The organism is Paenibacillus sp. PvP094 (genome assembly GCF_040546835.1).
GTDB lineage: Bacteria > Bacillota > Bacilli > Paenibacillales > Paenibacillaceae > Paenibacillus > Paenibacillus illinoisensis.
The window spans coordinates 1614610-1632290 of record NZ_JBEPOM010000001.1 but is presented as its reverse complement, the minus strand read 5'-3'; the positions used below and the strand labels follow the sequence as shown (position 1 = coordinate 1632290).

General features: G+C 49.3%; 17 protein-coding genes and 1 riboswitch. Of the genes, 9 read left to right on the top strand and 8 right to left on the bottom strand.

Going from position 1 to position 17681, the window contains the following annotated elements; genetic code table 11:
- Positions 1-159 precede the first annotated feature (159 nt).
- The 4 genes from ABIC22_RS07530 to nfsA all read left to right on the top strand — a co-directional run bounded on the left by ABIC22_RS07530 (position 160) and on the right by nfsA (position 5650).
- Positions 160-2685, top strand: a complete 2526-nt coding sequence (locus ABIC22_RS07530; protein ID WP_354479824.1) for a heavy metal translocating P-type ATPase — start codon at positions 160-162, stop codon at positions 2683-2685.
- A gap of 254 nt (positions 2686-2939) precedes the next feature.
- Positions 2940-4100, top strand: a complete 1161-nt coding sequence (locus ABIC22_RS07525) for a YhgE/Pip domain-containing protein (protein ID WP_354479821.1) — start codon at positions 2940-2942, stop codon at positions 4098-4100.
- A gap of 216 nt (positions 4101-4316) precedes the next feature.
- Positions 4317-4910: a TetR family transcriptional regulator gene (locus tag ABIC22_RS07520; protein ID WP_354479818.1), complete on the top strand. Its 594-nt coding sequence runs from the start codon at positions 4317-4319 to the stop codon at positions 4908-4910.
- Positions 4907-5650 carry an oxygen-insensitive NADPH nitroreductase gene (nfsA, locus tag ABIC22_RS07515; protein WP_127539132.1) on the top strand — a complete coding sequence of 248 codons (744 nt, stop codon included), beginning with the start codon at positions 4907-4909 and terminating at the stop codon, positions 5648-5650. The genes ABIC22_RS07520 and nfsA overlap by 4 nt, the downstream gene beginning before the upstream one ends.
- 68 nt (positions 5651-5718) lie before the next feature.
- Here the strand turns inward: nfsA and ABIC22_RS07510 are convergent, their stop codons facing one another.
- The 7 genes from ABIC22_RS07510 to ABIC22_RS07480 form a co-directional block, all read right to left on the bottom strand.
- Positions 5719-6525 carry a TatD family hydrolase gene (locus ABIC22_RS07510; RefSeq protein ID WP_354479815.1) on the bottom strand — a complete coding sequence of 269 codons (807 nt, stop codon included), beginning with the start codon at positions 6523-6525 and terminating at the stop codon, positions 5719-5721.
- A gap of 100 nt (positions 6526-6625) precedes the next feature.
- Complete coding sequence (locus ABIC22_RS07505) at positions 6626-7534, bottom strand: ABC transporter ATP-binding protein (RefSeq protein WP_246058501.1); 909 nt, start codon at positions 7532-7534, stop codon at positions 6626-6628.
- A 44-nt stretch (positions 7535-7578) separates the two neighbouring features.
- Entirely contained in the window at positions 7579-8337 is a 759-nt protein-coding gene (locus ABIC22_RS07500) for an ABC transporter permease (protein WP_127539134.1), read from the bottom strand.
- A complete protein-coding gene (locus tag ABIC22_RS07495; protein WP_354479811.1) occupies positions 8337-8627 on the bottom strand; it encodes a thiamine-binding protein in 291 nt (96 codons plus the stop codon). Before ABIC22_RS07495 ends, ABIC22_RS07500 begins: the two co-directional genes overlap by 1 nt.
- Positions 8628-8656: 29 nt before the next feature.
- On the bottom strand, positions 8657-9697 hold the full coding sequence (locus tag ABIC22_RS07490) for an ABC transporter substrate-binding protein (RefSeq protein WP_354485897.1): 1041 nt from the start codon (positions 9695-9697) through the stop codon (positions 8657-8659).
- 209 nt (positions 9698-9906) lie between these two features.
- Positions 9907-10019, bottom strand: a riboswitch (TPP riboswitch).
- A gap of 172 nt (positions 10020-10191) precedes the next feature.
- Positions 10192-10656 (bottom strand): hypothetical protein, encoded by a 465-nt coding sequence (locus ABIC22_RS07485; RefSeq protein WP_354479808.1) that lies wholly within the window; start codon positions 10654-10656, stop codon positions 10192-10194.
- Positions 10657-10751: 95 nt separating this feature from the next.
- Positions 10752-11138 carry a VOC family protein gene (locus ABIC22_RS07480; protein ID WP_354485895.1) on the bottom strand — a complete coding sequence of 129 codons (387 nt, stop codon included), beginning with the start codon at positions 11136-11138 and terminating at the stop codon, positions 10752-10754.
- A gap of 172 nt (positions 11139-11310) precedes the next feature.
- Here ABIC22_RS07480 and ABIC22_RS07475 point away from each other — a divergent pair, with 172 nt between their 5' ends.
- Positions 11311-11811, top strand: coding sequence for a DUF2798 domain-containing protein (locus ABIC22_RS07475; RefSeq protein ID WP_354479805.1), 501 nt, complete (start codon positions 11311-11313; stop codon positions 11809-11811).
- Between the two features lie 229 nt (positions 11812-12040).
- Here the strand turns inward: ABIC22_RS07475 and ABIC22_RS07470 are convergent, their stop codons facing one another.
- Positions 12041-13273 (bottom strand): MFS transporter, encoded by a 1233-nt coding sequence (locus tag ABIC22_RS07470; RefSeq protein WP_354479803.1) that lies wholly within the window; start codon positions 13271-13273, stop codon positions 12041-12043.
- Positions 13274-13649: 376 nt separating this feature from the next.
- Here ABIC22_RS07470 and serS point away from each other — a divergent pair, with 376 nt between their 5' ends.
- From serS to ABIC22_RS07450, 4 genes are all read left to right on the top strand, one after another.
- Complete coding sequence (gene serS / locus ABIC22_RS07465) at positions 13650-14945, top strand: serine--tRNA ligase (protein WP_354479800.1); 1296 nt, start codon at positions 13650-13652, stop codon at positions 14943-14945.
- A 241-nt stretch (positions 14946-15186) separates the two neighbouring features.
- Complete coding sequence (locus ABIC22_RS07460; protein ID WP_354479797.1) at positions 15187-16293, top strand: Ig-like domain-containing protein; 1107 nt, start codon at positions 15187-15189, stop codon at positions 16291-16293.
- A 411-nt stretch (positions 16294-16704) separates the two neighbouring features.
- Complete coding sequence (locus ABIC22_RS07455) at positions 16705-17109, top strand: ribosomal maturation YjgA family protein (RefSeq protein ID WP_354479795.1); 405 nt, start codon at positions 16705-16707, stop codon at positions 17107-17109.
- Positions 17099-17656 carry a GNAT family N-acetyltransferase gene (locus ABIC22_RS07450; protein WP_354479792.1) on the top strand — a complete coding sequence of 186 codons (558 nt, stop codon included), beginning with the start codon at positions 17099-17101 and terminating at the stop codon, positions 17654-17656. Before ABIC22_RS07455 ends, ABIC22_RS07450 begins: the two co-directional genes overlap by 11 nt.
- The last annotated feature ends 25 nt before the right edge of the window (positions 17657-17681 follow it).

Sequence of the window (17681 nt, the reverse complement as noted above, 5' to 3'; positions counted from 1 at the left end):
TCCATGTTGGCTTAAACGGATTTCTTATTGTCTATGCGCTGAACCAAGATGCCGATATACAACAGACAAGAGGGATCGTCGTTTAAGCCTGATTTTTTGCCTGAATTATACCCTATAGGGGTATGCGAATAGAAAGTTCATATGAAAGGAGACGCCATCATGGATAAAGCATCATCAAGGGATCATGTACCTGTAGCCGGATCGCAACCGGATGGAACCCAGACCACGCTGCAGATAACGGGAATGACGTGCGCTGCCTGCTCCACACGAATCGAGAAGGGGCTATCCCGTATGGAGGGCGTTCAGCAGGCCAGCGTTAATCTGGCCATAGAACAAGCGAGTGTAACCTATGATCCGAAGACGGTAAGTGTCAACGCGTTACGGGATAAGGTGGAGGCACTCGGATACGGTACAGTAACGGAGTCGGTTGATCTGGATATTACAGGCATGACGTGTGCTGCGTGCTCTGCCCGAATTGAGAAGGGACTTTCCCGTCTTCCGGGTGTATCCCGAGCGAATGTGAATCTGGCGCTGGAGACAGGGCACGTTGAATTTGCTGCTGGAGCCTTGAAACCTTCCGATATCACGGCCAAAATCAAACAGCTGGGATATGGTGCCGAATTACAGCAGACGCAGGAAGAAACCTCATCAGTACGCGAACGTGAGCTGCAGCGCAAAAAATGGAAATGGATGATCTCCGCCTTATTATCCATACCGCTGCTGTGGGCCATGGTAGGCCACTTCTCATTTACATCATGGATTTGGGTGCCGGATCTGTTCATGAATCCATGGTTCCAGCTGGTACTGGCAGCACCGGTGCAGTTCGTTATTGGGTGGCAATTTTATGTCGGGGCTTACAAGGCGCTGCGTAACAGAAGTGCCAATATGGACGTACTGGTCGCTCTGGGTACAAGCGCGGCATTCTTCTACAGTCTGTATCTGACACTCACGAATGGAATGGTACCTTCAACGGCTGCTATGGATCATGGCGGGATGGGCACGAGTGCGGGTGCCACGATGCCTTCGGTTGAACTGTATTACGAGACTAGTGCGGTTTTGATTACGTTGATTTTGCTTGGAAAATGGTTTGAAGCCGTAGCGAAAGGTCGCTCTTCCCAGGCGATCAAAAGCCTGATCGAACTGGCCCCTCGTGAAGCCCGGGTCATCCGGGGCGGCCAGGAAGTGGTTGTGCCTGCAGCGTATGTAGCCGTAGGTGACATTGTGTTGGTGCGACCGGGGGACAGTATCCCAGTGGATGGTGTTGTGGAAGAAGGGCAATCCTCGGTCGATGAATCCATGCTCAGCGGCGAAAGCTTGCCTGTCGATAAAAGGCCGGGGGATGCCGTTACGGGTGCTACACTGAATAAAAACGGTGCATTAAGGCTGCGCGCAACACGAGTCGGCTCGGATACCGCATTATCTCAGATCATTAAAGTAGTTGAACAGGCACAGGGGTCCAAAGCGCCCATTCAGCGGATTGCGGATGTTATTTCAGGGATCTTTGTCCCAATTGTGGTTGGCATTGCTGCACTGACATTCTTGATCTGGTATCTGTTTGCCAGTCCCGGTGACTTCGCAGGATCTTTGGAAAAAGCGATTGCCGTACTGGTCATTGCCTGCCCATGCGCCTTGGGTTTAGCAACACCAACATCTGTCATGGCTGGATCAGGACGGGCGGCTGAGTATGGCATCCTGTTCAAAGGCGGAGAACATCTGGAATCGGCACAGCAGATTCAGACGGTTGTTCTGGACAAAACAGGGACAGTCACTCAAGGTAAACCGGTGCTGACGGATGTGATCACAGCACAAGATTGGACAGAAGCAGAACTGTTGAAATGGGTTGGAGCTGCAGAACAAAGCTCTGAACATCCGCTAGCGGAAGCTATCGTAGCAGGAATCCGCGACAAAGGGATCGTATTGTCCCAATCAGAGCAGTTTGAGAACATACCAGGATATGGCGTTCGGGCCAGAGTACAAGGACAGGAAATTCTGGTTGGAACACGGCGGCTGCTTGCCGATGCTCATGTGGAGATATCGGAGGCAACCGCTCGCCAGATGAATGAACTGGAGGAGCTCGGCCGCACAGCGATGCTGATAGCAGTCGATGGCCGCTGGGCAGGTATTGTTGCTGTGGCAGATACAATTAAGGATACATCACGCGAAGCCATTCAACGGCTGCAGGCGATGAACATTGATGTCATCATGATTACGGGAGACAATGAGCGTACAGCACGTGCCGTGGCGGAGCAAGCAGGTATCCATCATGTCCTGGCAGAAGTCCTGCCTGAGGGTAAAGCAGCCGAAGTGAAGAAGCTGCAGGATAGCGGGCTGAAAGTAGCAATGGTTGGTGACGGCATCAATGACGCACCTGCCCTGGCTACAGCAGATATCGGTATGGCCATCGGGACTGGAACAGACGTAGCGATGGAAGCGGCAGATATCACGCTGATGCGTGGTGATCTGAACAGTATAGCGGATGCGATCGAGATGAGCCGGCGCACCATGGGCAATATCAAGCAAAACTTGTTCTGGGCGCTTGGCTATAACGTCATTGGTATTCCAATCGCTGCATTGGGTTTCCTGGCCCCTTGGCTGGCTGGTGCGGCCATGGCATTCAGTTCCGTATCGGTGGTATTGAATTCGCTGCGTTTGCAACGTTTGAAGCTGGAACGCAATCCAAAGTAGATTGCAGGCGATAGGCGTGCTATTACCTTCAGCTTAGCCTGAAATGGAGCGCGGTTTGCTGCGGTGAACCGTGCTTTTTCTTGTCTTTTTATGAAAAAAAGGAAATGGACTTTATGAAACGAGAATGATGTTTCTGAACATTTCAGAAATAAGTTGACAATAATGACATATGCCATTAAAATTTAAACAATTGTTTGATTCAAACGATCGTTTAAATCAAATGTGAACTAATCTATATTGGAGGACCTTATTCTATGCTACAGGCATTACGCATTTTATTGAAAAAACCACCAGTGATTGTGGGGATCGTAACAGCACTTATGTTCCAAGTGATCTTCAGTGTCATCTGGATGACTGCATACTCCGGCGTGAACGACCGCACGACTGAATTGACAGTAGCCATTGTGAACGAAGATGGCGAGATGTCCCAAGGTATTGCGGAAAGTTTGACTAAGACGCTGCCTTTCCATACGGTATCGGATCTCAGTTCCGCTGAGGCATTGGATCAGCTGAATCACCACCAAGTTCACATGGTACTGAATATTCCGGCTGGCTTTAACGAGCTTCTTCAGACTGCAGGTTCCACAGCTGAGATCAAGTACACCATTAACGAAGCTAACCCGGTGACGATCAAAAGCATGATGCAGGGCGTCTCCCAAAGTGTGACGAATACAATCAATAAGCAAGCGACTGCGCAAGGCGTGCAGACCGTACTGACAGCTGCAGGGGCACCTGCGGATCAGGCTGCCGATGCTGCTGCCAATCTGGCTACCCGGGTTGAAGGCACAACAACTTCGATTAATCCGGTGAACGGCATGAATAATCAGATGGTACCGATGATGATGGTACTGGCTTCTTATGTCGGCGCCATGATCATGGGTATGAATCTGCAAACGGCTATGGGAATGCTGTCAGCAACCCACTCCCGCTTGACCCTGTTTGGTGCGAGAATTGTGATTAATATCGCATCTGCTCTGGTCGTATCGCTTCTTGGCTCATCGCTGATTGTTGCGCTCGGAGGACAGATTGCTCAAGGATTCATCGCGTTCTGGTTGTTCCAGGCTCTGTTCCTCTGCACGTTCATGTTCTTCTCGCAGTTCTTCCTGATCTGCTTCGGACCTGCAGGAAGCCTGTTCAACATCATCTCACTGTCCCTGCAATTGGTATCTTCCGGTGCAATGGTACCCCGTGAGCTGCTTAACGGTTTCTACAGCGGTATCGGACAGTACTTGCCTGCAACGTACGCAGTTCAAGGTATTCTGAGCGTTCAACTTGGTGGACCTGGCGTTCAGTCGGCAGCCGGATCTGTTGCGATTGTTCTGGTCATCGCGGTTGCCCTCTCCCTGGTAGTGACCTTGCTCAAAAAACGGCGCATGCCAGCAGGTGCACCAAGCCCGGCTCAAGTAAACAGCTAATATTACAGATGTAAATGACTCTATAGTATTGGAGCAGGCACCCCGTTGGATCTCAACCGGGGTGCCTGCTGTGTATCAAGGACCAGTTAGAGCTCTGACATGATATGGTCATGCCTTGCGCTTTGAAAGTTAAACTTTCATAATAAATAGATGAAACAGCTGGCTGCAGCCCCGGAAGCTGGAGCATGATAAGAACGGACAAGAGGAGCGAACGGAATGACGGAACCGGAATTGGATATCAAAACGAGGATTTTGCTCGCAGCCAAAAAACTTTTTGCGCAGCAGGGGTATGACGGGACAAGCGTTCGTCAAATCTGTGATGAGGCGGGTGCCAATGTGTCACTGGTCTCGTACCATTTTGGCGGCAAAGAAAAGGTGTTTGAAGCAATATTTGAGCACTTCTTTCCTGATCACATGCTGACTGATTTGGCTGCAGAGTCCATGTCCCCTGTGGAGGGTATCAGCAAAATTGTAGGTGAAGTCGTGAAGTTCACGATGACGGACTGGGAAATGAGCGACATTGTACAGCTTGAAATTACACTGAACACTCATCGCACGGCTACCGTATTTCGGTTCCTGGACCCTGTCTGGACTAAAGTGAATGATTTGCTGCAGGAAGGCAAAGACCAGGGTGTATTCCAGATCGATTCCGTATCTTATGCAATGCTTCAGGTCATGGGTGTGGCTCTGGCACACAAACGTGCCAAAAACTCACGGTTTACGTTTAACTATGAGGATATGGATACAGATAAGCTGGCTGAACAGACGATTGAGTTCGTACTACGAGGATTGGGAGTGAACCAGACATGAATGAAACCATTGAATTGATGATGAAACACCGCTCAGTGCGGAAATTCAAGCCGGATCCGGTAAGCGAGGAGCAGCTTGCGACAATCGTGGCTGCCGGGCAGATGGCTTCCTCTTCCAGCAGTGTACAGGCATATAGCGTCGTTGCCGTGACGGAACCGGAACTAAAATCGAAGCTCGCTGCACTCGCAGGCAACCAGGCTTATGTGGAAGAATGCCCTGTTTTCCTCGTGTGGTGTGCAGACCTGTATCGTCTGAGTGATGCGGCGAAGCGCCACCAGCCGGAGAAGGAGTCGTATGCCGATTCCACAGAGAATTTTATGGTAGCAACGATCGATGTGGCTCTTGCCTCCCAGAATGCCGCTCTGGCGGCTGAGTCGCTCGGTTTCGGGATTGTATATATTGGCGGTCTGCGTAACAAGATTGAAGAAGTGACTGAACTACTGGGACTGCCGGAAGGGGTATACCCTGTCTTCGGCATGTGTGTCGGTATAGCCGACCAGGAAACCGGCATCCGTCCGCGTCTGCCACTGAATGCTGTTCTTCATCGTAATCGCTATGATGCCGAAGAGACGCTCCGAGGTGTGGAAAGTTATGACGAAACCACTACAGCCTATATGAGAGCCCGCACGAATGGTGAACGTACGACGCCGTGGTCCGAATTGATGGCCAAACGCCTTACCGAGCCGGCACGTCTGCAGATGAAATCGTATCTCGAAGGCAGAGGGTTTATGAAACGTTAATTAAGGTCAACGAAAAGGGTCATCCGGGAAGTCCGGCTGACCCTTTTGTCGTCTATCTGTGCTGTACATTAAGGTAAACGGTAGAACCGCTTCGAGTTCTGGTAAAAGAGGCGTGCTGCCCGCTCGGTTCCCATGCCCGTGATCTCGCTCCAGGCCTGAATCACCTGTCTCGTCATCGCGGGATGTGTCATTCGCCCCTGAAACGGCCCTTCGAAAGGCCAGGGCCCGTCCGTCTCTGCCATGACCTGTTCAGATGGATATTGTCTTGCCAGCTCACGAATCTCCTCTTCATACTGAATGTCTGGCGTGAAGGAGATGAAGTACCCGTTATCCGCCATCCGCCGCACGGTTTGACGGGAACCCTTGAACCAGTGGAAATGGGCGCGTCTGACTTGATATTGTTCCAGCAAGTCGCATACGATATCGGCATCCTCGTAAACGGCATGAAGCACGACGGGTTTGTTATGCCGCTTGGCGAGTTGAATAAAGCGTTCGAGCAGCTCAATATATCCACTCTGATCAAAAGCAAGTCCTGCCTGTTCTGCTTCCTGGCGATTGTAGTAGGGCAGTCCAACTTCCCCGATGGCTACCGCTTGTTCGATATGCTTTTCAATCCAGTCGAAGAACAGGTTCTGATCCTGCACCGATGGCAGGGGCTGTTCAGGATGGAAGCCAAAAGCCGGATAGATGAATCGGGGATTCTGTCTCGCCAGCTCCAGATTATCCTGTGCCGAGGTGATATTCATGGAAACGGCGATGACAGCCTCAACCTGTTGATCCGGGAAAGATTGCAGCATATGCTGCTGTTCCTCCACGGTATATTTGTCAAAATGGATATGAGCATCAATCAGTGGTGCAAAAGCTTGGGAATGCATGAAGTAGCCCCTCCTAGTCATCTATTATCTTTTGAAGGTTGATACGTGAATATGATGAATGCGGATCACCGTTTTGGAAAAATATAACGAAAAACCCGTGCTATGGAGTTAGCCGGGCTTTTTTCTGTTCTTCTTTCATCCACTCCGAAATCTGCCGTTTGCGTTCGAGGAAAGCCTTCTCTTCCGTTATTTCTTCACGTCTTGGACGATCAAAAGGGACATGTACCTCATGCAGCACGGTCGCAGGTCGGTTGGATAACACATAGATTCGATCCGCAAGCAGCAGTGCCTCTTCGATATTGTGGGTGATAAACAGTACGGATCGGCGGTTTTGTTCCCATATATCGAGCAGCCATCGCTGCATGTCACTGCGTGTCAACGCATCGAGGGCGCTGAAGGGCTCATCCAGCAGCATCAGTTCCTGCGGACTGAGCAGGGCACGTAAAAAGGCTACCCGCTGCTGCATACCGCCCGATAACATGTGCGGATATGCCTGTTCAAACCCGCCCAAACCGACGCTGGAAAGCCACTTCCGTGCTTCCGCAAGCGCTTCTGCCTTGGGTGGCGTATGTGCTGACACTTCCCCGGCAAGCAGCACGTTGTCTTCAATGGTACGCCAAGGAAAGAGAGCGGGCTGCTGCGGCATATAGCTGATTTTGCCCCGCTGCCCGGTAACATTCTGTCCGTTCATGAGAACCTGGCCTGTTTGGGGTTTCAACAACCCGCCAATGATATGGAACAACGTACTCTTGCCGCATCCGGAAGGCCCAACGATCGCTACGAATTCGCCCTGCTCTACGGTCAGGGATAATCCGTTCAGGACTGACAGCTTGTTCCGTCGTTCCCGGAAGGAAGCATGGACGTCCTGTACTTCCAGTGCAGGCAGGCTCTGCTTACCCGAATCGGAGGTAGCGGTAGAAGCAGCAGTGCGGAGTGATTCTTCTCGAGTTGAAATTCCGGCGCTTCCGCCTGGTGCAGGAGGTGCCTGTTCGTTATATTTGAGTGTCATCTCACATTCACTTCCTAACCTTGTATAGTGCTTCTGCTGCGATTTCAGCGCTTCTGTGGTCGCCAGCGAACGAGCAGCTTCTCCAGCAGGGCAATGAACAGGAAGAGCAGCAGGCTGAGCGCGACAATAATCATAATCGCAACGAATAGACGATCTGTCCGGTAAGCGGACTTCTGAAGCATCATGTAATATCCGATCCCTTTGTCGGCTCCGATCCATTCAGCAATAATGGCACCCATAACGCTGTAAGTAGCAGCAATCTTGACACCGGAGAAGATGGAAGGCAGTGCGTGCGGGAGCTCCAGCTTCCAGAAAATTGGGCCGCGTCTCGCTCCCGCCATGCGCATGTAATTCATCATGGCGGCATCCGTACGTGTCAGGCCATCCATGGCAGCGACGGCAACGGGAAAGAAGCAGACCAGGATGATGGTAATAAGTTTGGGCAGCAGTCCGAATCCGAACCAGATCAGCAGGAGCGGAGCGAGCGCAATGGTCGGTATATTTTGACTAAGGATAAGTAAAGGATACAGGGCAGATTTCAGAAATGGAATCAGATGCAGTACCATGGCGATCAGCAGCCCAACCAGCGTGCCAGCGGCGAAGCCAACTAATGTAAGTTGAATGGTCGCCCAGGCATGCATGCCTAGGCGTTCTGCTTGGGAAGCGGCTTCGTGCGCGATGTCCGAAGGTGCGGGCAGCATCCATTTCTCAATATGAAACAGGGAAACGGCGCCCTGCCATATGGCTATAAAGAGAATAACCGCCACAATGGGCGGCCATACACTTTTGAAGTACGTATGCATTAGCGATATTTCTCCGTCAGGGTATCCATGCTGAAGCCGTTCGGGCTGTGGGCGATTTTGATCTGGGAGATGATGCTTGGACTGCCAGCCTCCACGAGCACCTCATGCATTTTACGGACAACTTCCAGCAGTTCCTCCAGTTCACCTTCCATCGTGGTGTCGAGCGCATTAACCTGATATTTCAAGCCAGATTGCTGAATCACTTCGATGGCCCGATCTACATAAGGATAAGAATTTTCGCCATTCGGCGTTTTGGGAATCACTTGAATGCTAAGCAGTGTGCTTGCCATGAGTAATCACGGCTCCTTTCGATTCAACTTTATTGGGGTAGAAATTCGTTCGTATAGGCTTGGGATACGTCGATCTGCTCATCAAGCAGTTTTTTGCTAAACATCCAGTCCGTGTAGTTCTGCCACACTTCCTGTTTTTGCTCACCCCAGCGCGGAGCGTCATCCTTGTATTTCGGGCTCAGCCATTTCTGACTTGCCACCACAAGGTCCTTATCGAGATCAGGTACAGCCTTGATTAAAATGTCTGCCGCTTCTTCGGGATGATCAATCGCATATTGATACCCTTCGGAAGTAGCCTTCATAAACGCCTTCACCAGCTCCGGGTCATTCTGAATGGTCTGCTCGTTCGTCACGAGTACAGGCGTGTAATAGTCCAGCGCATCGGAATAATCCTTCACATACAGCATGTCGAGGGGTTCACCGCGCAGCTCGGCTTCAATGCCGGTCCAGGCATAGAAAATCCATGCAAAATCAATGTCCCGTTTCACTGCGGTAAAAAAGTCGGTGTCGCCCATATTGATATTCTTCACTTTGGACACATCGGCGCCTTCGCCTTCCATTATGGATTGCATAACCGCTTCTTCAACCGGTGATCCCCAGCCGCCATAGGATTTGCCTTCGAAATCCTTGGGTGATTTAATGTTTCGATCCACCGGAGCGGCGAATCCAGACGTATTATGCTGAATGACTGCTGCAATGGAGACGAGCGGAACGTTCTGTGTACGGGCCTGTGTTACACTCTCCTGATAACTTACCCCAAAAGGAACTTCGTTTGAGGCTACCATCGTATCCGCACCGCCGGCTCCCGGCTGCACAATCTCGACATTCAAGCCTTCTGCCTGGTAAAATCCTTGATCCACGGCGGCATAAAGCCCGGTATGATTCGTATTGGGTGTCCAGTCGAGCACGACCTTAACATCCTTCAATGCTGCGCTGTCACCTTCGCTGCTGTTTTCAGTGGTGCTGCTGCCGTTCTGTCCTGCAGGCGCTGCTTCCTTGCTGCCGCATGCAGCGACGGTGACCAGTGTCACACACAAGAGCAGGAGTCCGATCATTTTACGCCATCTCATCTTGTTTTTCTCTCCTTCATATGGTCCGGCCAGTGGCGCGGGGTACTCCTTGGCTTCATATCCAAGCATGGTGCATAAATCCTTCGATTTATACCAGCTATGATCCGGATGACGTACTTTTTGTGTCAAAAAGATACCATCAAAAAAAGCGCCCCGTAATCCGGGACGCGTGCAGGCGTTAGAGAGGTGGCTGCAGCACATGGCTGGGCCAATTCGATATACTCCGATTCCTACGCTGGCATGATCCAGATCAGGTCTAAGGGTTAGTATCTTGATGGGATACACTCTCAGCCGGCCAATTCCGACTCCCCTGGGAAACTATGAAGTTACAGGCATTACTAGGTGTAATTATAGGCCAGAGGCCGGGATGTGTCCAGTCAGGAACTGGATGGAATAGCCAAGGGTGATTTGCCTGTGGGAATGTATCAAATATCAGAAAGGATAAGCAGATCGGACTCGATCTTTGTTTGAAGGCAGACGGGTACATGTTTGATTTACTGAACTTTGATTTTGATCACGTAACTAACGCTGCCTTCAAACCAACTTGCACTGTACAAATAGGTATATATTCCAGGAGTATCAGGTGCTTCGATTGTATGATGAGAATGATCTAGTCTGATCCAACTGTTTAACGCAATCCCCTGTTCAATAAATGTAATTTCTGTAGGAGTCTGATCGAAGGTTATGAAGAGCGTTGAACCGGCAGGTACATTTACAGGGGAGGTTGGCACATCGATTGCTGAAAATTCGTTATATTTCGTATTGTTTTTCCAAGTATACTCGAAATACTCCGCAGGAATGGATAGGGTTGTCTCTTGAACCAGGACTGTGGATTGGGGGAGTGGTTTGTTGCTTAAAGTCACGAGTAAAGATTCTCCTACTAGAATTGAAAAATATACGGTGTAGCATAATGCCCATATGACAGTAATAGCGGCGATCATTTGCATCAGTCTTTTCATGGCGAACTCCTTGAATATAGGGGGGAATAATGCGTGACAGGTCACATTATACCCACGGGTTCCTGGAATTGAATATTCCTTAAACGGTACATGGTTTAACGCTGGAAGAACTCAATCCATTCTTTCTCCGGTCCATAGATGAAGAAATAGCGATAGCCGTTGGGCAGCGTAACGATCTCCCCGTCAATAAACTCGGCCTCCGTCGCCTGGATACGCTTATATTCCGCATCAAGGTCCTCCACGTGGATAGCGAAATGGTGCACCGTTCCTTCGGAAGGCAGTTTATCGCTGTATCCCTGAATCAATTCAATCTCCGTTTCATCACTACCATGGAAGCCAAGGAAAGCGAGCTGAATAACACCATTCGTGTGGGTTACCCGATCTTTCAATTCCAGTCCTACAATCTCCGTATAGAAACGCAGTGTTGTCTCCAGATCACGTACAGCAATGCCGATGTGGTCAATACGTTTTTGAAAACCCATCATGAAAACCTCCCAAGTTCAGAAAATCGTTTCTTACATATTAAGGGATATGATAGATTCCTAATTCCGAGTTGTCAAATATGATTTAAATCAAATTCACAGAATGTTCACTTATGTGGAGATATTCGCGATCTTTATAATTGGCAGAGTAAACAGAGAGGATGAGAGAGAGTTGCCAACCACGAAGAAAGAACATATTTATTTTGGCTTGATGATGTGTACAGGAATGGTCATCGTGATGATGTCCTTCAACCTGATTTACAACGGATTAATCGGTAGATTATCCCCGCTTGAATTACTGTTTCAGTTTGTTTTGTGTTTTGCTATTGCTTTCCTAGTGGAATCCTTTGTTGTCGGTCCGGTAGCCCAGAAAGTTGCTTTTTCACTGCCGTTTGACAAGTCCAACAAGCTTCTCGGTATTGTGGCCATGTCTTGCTGCATGGTTGTTGGCATGGTTTTGATCATGTCCTTGTATGGTATGGTCACGTCTTATTTTGCGAATCAGTTGGTGGGTAAATCGCTCCTCGAAACCTATCTTCACACCATCACTCGTAACTTTAGCCTGGCCCTTCCGCTGCAGCTTCTCATTATTGGGCCCCTTGTTCGCTATGTATTCCGTACATTTATTAAAGGGAAAGAAGTGGTAGCTCCCTTGATCAACAATGAAGCTTAGTAAACCTGCTGAATGTAATTCATAAATTAATGCTAATATTTTTTACTCCAGAAATGAAAAAACCTGCCGCAAACTATTTCCTGGGCAATCATGATGTAGACCATTGAACGGCAAGAGTTTCAATCTACAGTGCGATAATTGAAGCAAAAAGGGCTCCGAAGCATGCGCTGCGGAACCTCTTTACATTATAGCTTAATTGGTGATTTTAATACGATTTGCAAGACGGTAATCAAACGGAACCTACATGTTGTCTGCTCTGCCACTGATAAGCAACCAAGCTGATTACAAGCAGACCTGCAGAAAATAGCGCAAGCATCCATGTGGATTGATTGATGTCCAGATGATCCAGACTCCAACCGGTAAGCAGAGGCAGAATGGCGCCGCCGACTCCGCCAGATGCAATCAGGATACTGGGTGTAGACTCTTCTGTTCCTGGCAGCATTTTGCTGGCAAAAACGAGAGCAATGGAGAAAACCCCTGAAAAAGCCAGCCCAAGCAGGAGAATAATTAGAAAAGCAGACCAGATCTGGTTGGTAAACGGGAAAATGGCCATTAGCAGCACAGCTGCCAGACAGCTGTACAAAATGTACACGCGATACTGGAACTTTTCAGCGATATATCCGGCGAAGAGTCTTCCAACAGACATCGCGATCCAAAAGCAGGTAACACTAAGTGCTGCTCCAGCTTCCTTCATGTTCATTTTTTCAATCAGAATGGCAGGCATGAAGTTGGCAAGACTCATCTCCGTGCCGACATAGAGAAAGAAAAATACAACGAATAAGATCATCAGGGCCAGATTACGGCCTCGATAGATTGAACTGGTAGTGTCACGGTCTGAAGGAGACACACCATCAGAAGCTTCCACCGCATGGATGTGTCCAGCAGCGGCATCTGGCTGGCGCCTGCTGAGTGCATGATCCAGCTCCCCGAATGACATTCTGGCCCAGAAGAGGAATGTCAGTGCTGAACAGACGGCAACGACGAGGAAGGACATGCGCCAGTACCCTGCCGAGATCAGACCGCTGGCGATCAGCGGCATGACCATGGCTCCGATTCCGAATAATACTTCAAGCTTGCTCATCGCAACTGCGGTATTTTCTTTGATGGCGGCAATGATGATCGTACCGATTACGGCTTCAATCATGCCGAATCCGAAACCGGCTGCGGGTGCAATGATGAACATGAGACCCCATGGAGGCAGCAGCATATAGGATAACTCTGCAATGCATAGCAGAGCTGCAGCGATAAGTAACCCGCCGCGTTTGCCAAAGCGACGATTTAACGGAGGGGATAACAGTACACCGCCCAGGAATCCGGCAAATTGGGCAAAGATCAGTGTTCCTCCCTGACTGTAATCTTTGCCATAATGTTCTAGTGCGACAGGCAGAATGGAACCGAGGACCACGTGTGCAAGTCCGATAAGAAAATAGGACAGGCAGCCGATCCATAACAATTTTTTCATGGAGAACTCCTTCTATACCTATGTACAATTTAAGGTCAGCTTACTTTGGCTCATACGTCCGAGTGCAAACAAGTCTATCATAACAGCATGTGTAAGGATTTGGTAGGACTTGCATAGTGGTTCATGGTTCGTATATACTGAGACACAACAATTACAGATCGGAACCATGCCGTTGAAGAGCATCCAACTCGGAGGCGTTATCGCCAGGGGAGCGAATCCATCCCCAAGTTAACCGGAACCGCCCGTTATCGCGGACCAAGAGGCTGGAACAGGGTATCCTGATTCGGCAAGTTGGGTGGCACCGCGAGCAGAGCGCTCCTCGTCCCAAGGGATGAGGGCGCTCTTTGCATTTTTTTAGCCAAAGGAGACGGTGACCATGTTGGACATGAAGTGGATTCGGGCCCATGCAGATGAAGTGCAGGCGGCGGCAGACGGGAAGAAAATCAATATTAGCATTCGTGCATTGCTGGAACGGGATGAGGAGCGCAGAGCGCTTTTGCAGGAAACAGAAGAAGGACGCAGAATGCGGAACACCTTATCAGCGGATATCGGAAAATTGATGCAAGCCGGGGACCGTGAACAGGCCGAAGGATTAAGAACTCAGGTGAAACAGCTGAATGAGAAGCTGGAACAGGTCGAAGCGAAGCTTGCGGACGTGCAGGAGGAAGTGACCCGGCTGCAATGGCTGGTGCCTAATGTCGTATCACCAGATACGCCGTTTGGAGCATCGGACGAGGATAATGTGGAGCTGCGACGTGTGGGGGAAACACCGACATTCGCGTACACAGCCAAGGACCATGTGGAGCTCGGGGAGCTTCATGATCTGATTGATATCCCGCGGGGGGTGAAGATCGGAGGGACACGAAGCTATGTGCTGAAAGGGGCAGGGCTGCTTCTGCACCGGGCTGTTCAGCAGCTTGCACTTGATTTGCTGCTGGGGCATGGGTTCACCCCTATGGAAGTGCCTCTCATGGTCAGGGAGGATGCACTTGTGAACACGGGATTTTTCCCAACAGGACGTGATCAGGTCTATGAGCTGGCAGGGGAGGACAAGTGGCTGGTCGGAACCTCGGAGGTACCACTCGTATCGTATTATGCCGATGAGATTGTGGATGTACAGAAGCCGATCAAGCTGGCTGGTATATCGACGTGTTTCCGCAGTGAGGTCGGGTCAGGCGGCCGTGATGTGCGAGGACTGTACAGAGTGCATCAGTTTGCCAAAGTCGAACAGGTCATTCTCTGTGCACCGGATGCAGAGGAATCAGAGCGTATGCTGCAGGAAATTACCGGACATGCTGAAGAGCTGCTGCAGTTGCTGGAACTGCCTTATCGTGTGGTGGCGGTGTGTATTGGAGACATGTCGCAGAAAACGTATAAACAATACGATATTGAGACATGGATGCCGAGCCGGGGCGCTTATGGAGAAACCCATTCGTCGTCAAACCTGCAAGATTTTCAGGCGCGCCGTTCGAACATTCGCTGTCGAGATGCCGAAGGTAAACTGGCTTACTGCCATACGCTGAACAATACCGCAGTGGCATCACCGCGGATCCTCATTCCACTTTTGGAGAATCACCAACAGGAGGATGGAAGCATTCGTATTCCGGCGGCCCTTCAGCCTTACATGGGCGGTGCTGAATATTTGACTTTGCCGCTTCCAGATGAAGAGTAACCGCCTGAACTATAAGTTAAGTTGGCAGCAAGACAGAAACGGAGCCCTTTATGGGTTCTGTTTTTTATTTTCTTGAATGTAAACGGCGTAGAGCTTTAATTCGTAGAAAGGTTGATTGGAAAATTGTCGAATCCCACTTCTTTAGACCATCCTAGCACTGCAAAATTCATTATTATGCATTCAATCTCCGATATAATATAATAGAAGTAAAATATTGGGTTATGGGAGATGGAAGGTAGCAATGAAAAGAGTAAAACGAACACTTCGAGGAATGCTTGCACTGATCATGGTATGTGCCATCTTGGCTCCATCACACATTCTGGCGGCTACAGGTGACGTGACCTCCATTGAAATTACCAACAGCAGCCCGCAGAAGTTAAGTGTGTCACAGACGGTTGCGCTGAAGGTGATGGCAGAAGTTGAAGGGTTTGATAACAAGCAGGATGTGACTGCAGGGGTTACGTGGTCTACGAGTAATGCAGCAGTTGCAACCATTGTGAAAGGTAAAGTAAAGGCAGTAGCAGCGGGTGAGGCAACGATTCATGTTGAAGTCGATGGGGCAAAGGCGCAGCTCGTTGTCCAGGTTTCCGAGAAAATCAAAAGCATCAAGGCTTCGCCCAAATCCTATAGTTTTGTCAAAGGCAGTGAAAGTGCACTGCCAAAAGTCAGCATTGTACGTGCGAGCGGCAAGGAAGAAGATGTCACCTCCGAGATCGTGTGGAGCGTTTCGAATGCAGCAGCTGTCGTGGAAAACGGCAAGATCAAGGGCAATACCCCTGGCCGGGTGCTGTTGCAGGGTAAATACGGCTCGGAAACAGTTAAAGTGCCTGTAGCCATTACAGACATTATTACCAAAGTGGAAGTTACTCCTACTGCAATGCAGTTGAACATCAAGAAATCCAAAGCACTGAAGGTCATTGGTACATATGCCAACGGGAAAACAATCAATCTGTCGAAACAGGTGACCTGGACTTCTTCGAATAATGCAGTGGCAACCGTTAAAAATGGGACGGTCAAAACGCTAACCGAAGGAAATGCAACCTTGACAGGAACCTACCAAGATCAGACAATAAAGACAGAAGTTACAGTTGTTCCATTGCTCAAAAAGTTGCTTACAGGTCAGAAGAAGCTGGTGTTATCCCCGCAGGGAAGCACAACGCTAACCGTTATGGCGCAGTATGATACAGGCAAGACAACGGTGGTTACCAACAATGCAGTCTGGAGCAGTACGAAACCGAGCGTAGCTACCGTAACCAATGGCAAAGTGGTGGCTGTAAGTAAAGGCAAAACGAGCATAACCGCCAAGTGGAACAACAAGAAAGTGACGATACCGGTAACAGTAAAATAAAGCTTGTTTCAAACCAGCGAGTGACTTAGCTTTTTACATCATAGAGACAGACAGCAGAGGGGCGTAGAATATACGTCCCTTTTTAGATACAAAAATACAAAGTCACCGCAATAAGAGGCTTAGCTGCGTGGGCCAAGAAACAAAAACGGAGAGGACGTGACCCGTATGAAAGCTACAATTATAAGTTCAAATGGGGATCTGAAAGACTGGGCTTACTTCAGGTATCTTTTTCTTTCGATCATCTCGGTGCTGACGTTTCAGAAGAGCATCAGGCTTGAGGAAATGAAACAAAGGGCAAGTGAAACGTACAAAACAGGTTACCATCTGAGAACCAATTGCAGATCATAGAATTGTTGTACAAAAAGGGAAAAGCGGGTTAGGCCCGATGGATCGTAAGCATTGGAGAAGGTGATGTTGATCAGAGAAAGACGAATTTATTTTATTGCGGTAGTCATTACCATGGCAGCCGGGCTGGCATCCCGTCGTTACGGGGATATGCTGCCTGTTTTCTTACATGACCATGCTGGAGATGCCTTGTGGGCAGGCATGATCTATTTCGGATTTCGTATGGTTTGGATCAGGCGAAGTAAGGCTTGGGCTTTCCTTTTGAGCTTCGTGTTTAGCTGGGTAATAGAATTCTCGCAAATGATTCAGATGCCATGGCTCAATGAGGTGCGTTCAACCATGTTGGGTGCCCTGATTTTGGGACACGGTTTTCTTGCCATAGATCTCATCAGATATACGGCTGGGATCCTGTTTGCGTTCGTGATAGACCATTATTTCCTAAGCAATAGGAGGAGTTTGTATGAACGTTGAAAAGTTATTCGTGGAGTCGCCAGAATTTGAAACAGAACGGCTGCTGCTCAGACGTCTTACATTAGACGATACGGAGGATTACTATGCATTTGCCTCCGACCCAAGAGTGAGCGAGCAAAGTCTGTGGAACTGCCATGAGACGGTGGATGACTCCGTTCAATACATCCAAAGGGCCTTGAACAATTATGAGAATAAATTGGTGTATCTATGGGGATTTGTTCGCAAAGACACGGGGCGCCTGATTGGCCGCGGGGGGATCTTTCATTTCAATGAACTAATGCAGAGTGCTTCTTTGGGATATGCCATTGCAAGCAAGGAGTGGAATAAAGGGCTTGCTGCTGAAGCGATGCAGCCCATCGTCCATTACTGCTTTCAGGAACTGGACTGCAACCGGCTGGAGGGCAGATGCAATGCTGGCAACATCGGTTCGGCACGGGTCATGGAGAAACTGGGCATGTCGTATGAAGGCCTGCTTCGCAAGCAATTGAAGATTAAAGGCGTGTTCACGGATCAAAAATTGTACTCCCGTATACGGGATGATCTATAATACTTGCAATGATACACAGGATACA

Bases quoted from the DNA above. Each gene is read 5' to 3' on its own strand.
- ABIC22_RS07530 (WP_354479824.1), top strand. From the start codon at position 160: ATGGATAAAGCATCATCAAGGGATCATGTACCTGTAGCCGGATCGCAA.
- ABIC22_RS07525 (WP_354479821.1), top strand. From the start codon at position 2,940: ATGCTACAGGCATTACGCATTTTATTGAAAAAACCACCAGTGATTGTG.
- ABIC22_RS07520 (WP_354479818.1), top strand. From the start codon at position 4,317: ATGACGGAACCGGAATTGGATATCAAAACGAGGATTTTGCTCGCAGCC.
- nfsA (WP_127539132.1), top strand. From the start codon at position 4,907: ATGAATGAAACCATTGAATTGATGATGAAACACCGCTCAGTGCGGAAA.
- ABIC22_RS07510 (WP_354479815.1), bottom strand. From the start codon at position 6,525: ATGCATTCCCAAGCTTTTGCACCACTGATTGATGCTCATATCCATTTT.
- ABIC22_RS07505 (WP_246058501.1), bottom strand. From the start codon at position 7,534: ATGACACTCAAATATAACGAACAGGCACCTCCTGCACCAGGCGGAAGC.
- ABIC22_RS07500 (WP_127539134.1), bottom strand. From the start codon at position 8,337: ATGCATACGTACTTCAAAAGTGTATGGCCGCCCATTGTGGCGGTTATT.
- ABIC22_RS07495 (WP_354479811.1), bottom strand. From the start codon at position 8,627: ATGGCAAGCACACTGCTTAGCATTCAAGTGATTCCCAAAACGCCGAAT.
- ABIC22_RS07490 (WP_354485897.1), bottom strand. From the start codon at position 9,697: ATGAGATGGCGTAAAATGATCGGACTCCTGCTCTTGTGTGTGACACTG.
- ABIC22_RS07485 (WP_354479808.1), bottom strand. From the start codon at position 10,656: ATGAAAAGACTGATGCAAATGATCGCCGCTATTACTGTCATATGGGCA.
- ABIC22_RS07480 (WP_354485895.1), bottom strand. From the start codon at position 11,138: ATGGGTTTTCAAAAACGTATTGACCACATCGGCATTGCTGTACGTGAT.
- ABIC22_RS07470 (WP_354479803.1), bottom strand. From the start codon at position 13,273: ATGAAAAAATTGTTATGGATCGGCTGCCTGTCCTATTTTCTTATCGGA.
- serS (WP_354479800.1), top strand. From the start codon at position 13,650: ATGTTGGACATGAAGTGGATTCGGGCCCATGCAGATGAAGTGCAGGCG.
- ABIC22_RS07460 (WP_354479797.1), top strand. From the start codon at position 15,187: ATGAAAAGAGTAAAACGAACACTTCGAGGAATGCTTGCACTGATCATG.
- ABIC22_RS07455 (WP_354479795.1), top strand. From the start codon at position 16,705: ATGTTGATCAGAGAAAGACGAATTTATTTTATTGCGGTAGTCATTACC.
- ABIC22_RS07450 (WP_354479792.1), top strand. From the start codon at position 17,099: ATGAACGTTGAAAAGTTATTCGTGGAGTCGCCAGAATTTGAAACAGAA.